At 57.1% G+C, this 4,557-nt stretch carries 5 protein-coding genes and 1 pseudogene; all 6 read left to right on the top strand.

The genetic code is table 11. The features are described from left to right. The first annotated feature begins 16 nt into the window (after nt 1–16). Nucleotides 17–454, top strand: a complete 438-nt coding sequence (gene tnpA, locus BSU04_RS49105; protein ID WP_441299944.1) for an IS66 family insertion sequence element accessory protein TnpA — start codon at nt 17–19, stop codon at nt 452–454. Next, nucleotides 373–729, top strand: a complete 357-nt coding sequence (gene tnpB / locus BSU04_RS00275; RefSeq protein ID WP_089158726.1) for an IS66 family insertion sequence element accessory protein TnpB — start codon at nt 373–375, stop codon at nt 727–729. Before tnpA ends, tnpB begins: the two co-directional genes overlap by 82 nt. A 57-nt stretch (nt 730–786) precedes the next feature. Then, nucleotides 787–981 (top strand): annotated as a pseudogene (locus BSU04_RS00280) (IS66 family transposase); the annotation flags it as partial. A gap of 347 nt (nt 982–1,328) precedes the next feature. After that, nucleotides 1,329–2,348, top strand: coding sequence for an IS110 family transposase (locus BSU04_RS00285; protein WP_089158727.1), 1,020 nt, complete (start codon nt 1,329–1,331; stop codon nt 2,346–2,348). 287 nt (nt 2,349–2,635) lie between these two features. Continuing rightward, complete coding sequence (gene istA, locus BSU04_RS00290; RefSeq protein WP_086380517.1) at nt 2,636–4,159, top strand: IS21 family transposase; 1,524 nt, start codon at nt 2,636–2,638, stop codon at nt 4,157–4,159. Between the two features lie 9 nt (nt 4,160–4,168). Beyond that, on the top strand, nt 4,169–4,557 hold a 389-nt coding region (locus BSU04_RS00295), incomplete at its 3' end, for an ATP-binding protein (protein ID WP_179258148.1).

Below are 4,557 nucleotides of genomic sequence, written 5' to 3' on the forward strand. Positions count from 1 at the left end.
ATGAAGGAGTCGGCAGATGGCAAATCGATACGATGAGCGCAGACAGGTGTGGGCCAAGCGATTTGAGGACCAGAAGAACTCTGGTCTGAGCGTGCTGGCATGGTGCAAAGCGGAAGGGGTGAATCAGTCTGGATTTTACAGGAGCCGCCGTCGCATGCTCGAAGTGAGCGGCTCGCAGGCCAAGACGAACTTGATTGCCGTGCCGATGAACCCAGGCGTTGATCGCGAGATGCGGTTGGACGATGAGAATTGCACCGACGCGTCTGAAGCGCGGCACGCGCCGCTGGAAATCCAAACGCCCACCGGCTTTGTGGTTCGGTTGGGTTCGCGCACACATCTGGACTGGTTGCCGCGTCTTCTGGCGGTGCTGCGATGTGGGATAGCCCGCAAGGCCGGGTCTATCTGGCGCCCGGCGCCACTGACATGCGCCGCTCGATTAACGGCCTGTCGTTGATGGTGGCCGAGACGCTCGAACTTGACCCGGTGAGTCCTCACTGGTTTGTCTTTTGCAGTCGCGGCGGCGACAAACTTAAAATTCTTCACTGGCAGACGAACGGTTTCTGGCTTCATTATCGTCGCCTTGAGGAAGGTCGATTTCGCTGGCCGCGTGACGCAGGAGATACGGCGGCACTGGAAATCACGGCGCGCGAGCTGCGCTGGCTACTCGATGGGCTGAACTGGCAGACGACGATTGCGCATCGGGCGATGCCCGCGCGTGAGGTTCGCTGAGGCGAATTCTAAAAATACGTAAACCCACGAGGCGGCACACTTGGATATCGTACGGCAATGGACGCCAACGATCTGAACCATCTAACGCCTGAAGTTCAGGCCTATATCCGCGCACTCGAAGCGCAGAACCGCCAACTGGCAGAGCGTATTGAGGTGCTTGAGGAGCTCTTCCGTCTGGCGCAACTCAAGCGTTTCGCTCCAAGCAGCGAGAAGCTCAAGGACCGCGTGTTCGACGAAGCCGAACAACTCGCGCTGAGTGTGTGAATTTCCGGCATATAGGCGCCATTTCGTTTTCGGCGTAATGGCGCCACCGGATTTCCGGCGTAATGGAGCCACGGCGTTTCCGGCGTAAAGGCGCCAGTCGTTTTCGGCGTAATGGCGCCACCCAGGAGACGAGCAACGAGGGTTCGAACTTTCATTGATCGGCTAGACTGCCGGCCTTTTGCCGGGAGTGGCCGTGGCCAATCGGAGGAATGATATGAACGCCTCCCACCCATGATCGTGGGATGCCAGCGAAACACAGAGCCTTACAGGCCGACTGCATCAATGGCCAAATTGGAAGACTATAGAGGCTTACCCAACAAACCGGAGGCTCCAAAATGCCACTGACGACGGTAGGTGTGGACATCGCGAAAAACGTCATTCAGCTTCATTACATTGACGCTGAAACCGGGGAGATTATCAATAAGCCGATAAAACGAGCGGTGTTTTTGGAGCAATTTGCGAACCGGGCACCGTGCCTAATCGGCATGGAAGCCTGTGGTGGTTCGCAACATTGGGCTCGTAAGCTCATGGCAATGGGTCATGAAGTGAAGCTCATGCCGGCGAAGTTCGTAAAGGCGTTTGTGATGGGTAACAAGAATGACGCAGCGGACGCGCGGGCAATCTGGATGGCCGTTCAGCAGCCCGGAAAGTCGGTCGCGGTGAAAACGGAAACGCAACAGGCGGTGCTCGCATTACACCGGATGCGTCAGCAACTCGTGAAATTTCGCACAATGCAAATCAACAGTTTGCGAGGACTGCTGACTGAATACGGCGAGGTAATGGCCAAGGGGCGGGCTGCACTCGACAAGGCGGTACCTGGGGTGCTTGAGCGCCTAGTCGATCGTCTGCCGGCGATCCTGATTGACACGCTGCGCGAACAGTGGACCGGGCTGACGGCGATTGATAAACAGATCGTTGTAATTGAGCGGCGCCTGCAGGCGTGGATGAAAGAGGACGAGGCATGTAGGGCAATTGCGGCGATACCGGGTGTTGGACTGCTGACGGCAACGGCAGCGGTCGCAACCATGGGAAATGCGAAGGCATTCAAGTCAGGCCGTGAATTTGCATCTTGGCTCGGGCTTGTACCTGCTCAAACCGGATCGGGAGGCAAAATTCAACTTCTTGGGATCAGCAGGCGTGGCGACATCTATCTGCGCACGTTGCTGATTCATGGCGCGCGTAGTGTGCTCTTTCTTACGAAGGATCCCGGACCGTGGCTTGAGCAGATGCGGAAGCGGCGTCCATTGAATGTAACGGTCGTGGCTCAGGCAAACAAGATGGCGCGCACGATCTGGGCAATCCTTGCGCATGAAAAGCAATACAACAAAAAACACGTGAGCGTGAAGCCGGGTTGACCGGCAACAGCGTCTACAGAGTCAACGTTTGAAGGATGAAAACACGTCGAAAGGTTGCGCTGGCAATCGTATGTGATGACAAAACAGGTCGGACCGGTACTCGCTAAACCTGGATCTCGAACAGAGCCTCGAGCTCGTCGGAGGAATGAGGTGCGAGTGAGCGGATTTCATAGTGGGCCGCAGCGTACAAGGCTGCAACAAGCCCGGATATAGAGCTGCAACCCATCCTGTCGTAGTCTGAACACACGAAAACCGTCGCAAAACGGGAGGCGTTCATATAGTTCGAGATGTACCAATACCGACAGATCCTGGTGCGCATGCGCCGAGGCGACTCTGACCGGGATATCGCGCGATCGAAGACCATGGGGCGCAAGAAGATTGCGCAGGTGCGGGAGATTGCCGCCAAAAACGGATGGTTGGTGCGTGAAGCGGCTTTGCCCGATGAACACGTAATGGCCACTTTCCTGGATCGCAAAGAGGCGCCGCTACCATCAAGTTGCGTCTCAACCTTGGAACCGTGGCGCGAGCAGATCACCAAATGGCGAGCAACCGGGGTTCAATGCACGACGATCCACGCCACGCTCGTTCGCAACCACGGATACAGCGGCAGCTATTCCTCGGTCTATCGTTTCCTTCTGCATATAGACGCGTCGCACACTCCCGACGTGCCGCTACGCCTGGAGTTCAAGCCCGCCGAAGCCGCGCAAGTTGATTTCGGCGCCGGGCCGATGATGACCGACGCGCTTACCGGTGAGATCCACAAGACTTGGTTCTTCGTCATGACCCTGGCGTGGTCGCGCCACCAATATGTCGAGTTTGTCCGAGACCAAACGGTAGCAACTTGGTTGGGATGTCATCGGCGCGCCTTTGAAGCATTTGGGGGCGTGCCAGCCCGGGTCATCATCGACAATTGCAAATGTGCGATCACCCGGGCGTGTTATTACGAGCCCGAAGTACAACGCGCGTATGGCGAGTGCGCAGAAGGATACGGTTTCAAGATCGATGCATGCCCGCCAAGAGATCCGCAAAAAAGGGGAATCGTGGAATCCGGCGTCAAATTTGTAAAGCGAGGCTTCTTGCCCTTGCGCGAGTTCCGTGGTCTTGCTGACGCCAACCGCCAGATACAAGCTTGGGTAATGAACGAGGCCGGCCACCGCATTCACGGAACCACCCGCGAGATGCCGCTCAAACGCTTCGCCGAAGTCGAGCGAACCCTGCTAATCAGCTTGCCAGACGTCCCGCCTGAGCTTGCAGTTTGGGCTAAGGGGAAGGTGCACCGTGACGCTCATGTTCAGTTCGAGCAGAGTTTTTACTCGGTCCCGTATCGACTAGTCGGCCAAGAGTTATGGCTTAAGGCAACCGACACCATGGTGACACTCTATCGCGGGCAGGAATCAGTTGCGGCCCACGTGCGTCTTACCCGTCCGGGCGGCCGCCGCACTGTAGACGATCATCTGCCATCCGCTGCTCAAGCGTGGCAACTGCAGGATACCCAGTGGTGTCTGGCAACTGCTGAGCAGATCGGGCCTGCCTGCTACGCCCTGGTTCATGCGCTCTTCGGCGACAAAGTCTTAATCAAGATGCGCTCGGTGCAGGGTGTGTTGCGGCTTAAACAGAAATACGGCGCGATTCGACTCGAAGCAGCTTGCTCGCGCGCAAACCATTACGGCACGCCGCACTACACAGCGGTTAAAACCATCCTGCAAAAGGGATTGGATCAACTGACGCTGTTAAACGCCTTTGATGCGCTGGCGAGCACCTATACCGAAGGTGGCCGCTTCTGCCGCAACACTCAAACCATTCTCCAATAAAGGCGCGCCATGCATCCCATTCCTGAACTAACGCCGCTGCTCAAACAACTGCGCTTGTCCGGCATCCTCGATTCGCTGGAAGCGCGAAATCGCGAGGCCATCGATCGCCAGCTCGCCTTCACCGAATTCCTGTCGCTGCTCATCCATGATGAAGTAGCCCGGCGCGATAACAAGAAACTCAGCTTGCGCATGCGACGCGCCAACTTCCGTAGCCAGAAGACACTCGAAGGATTCGACTTCGATCGGCTACCCGGTTTGAATCGAGCCGCCATCCACGACCTCGCCACAGGCCGATTCATCGACGAGAAAGTAGCAGTTCTGATTGCCGGCCCCTGTGGGACTGGCAAGAGTCATCTCGCACAAGCGCTGGGACACGCAGCTGCGCGGCAAGGACACGA

This window comes from Caballeronia sordidicola, from assembly GCF_002220365.1.
GTDB lineage: Bacteria > Pseudomonadota > Gammaproteobacteria > Burkholderiales > Burkholderiaceae > Caballeronia > Caballeronia sordidicola_C.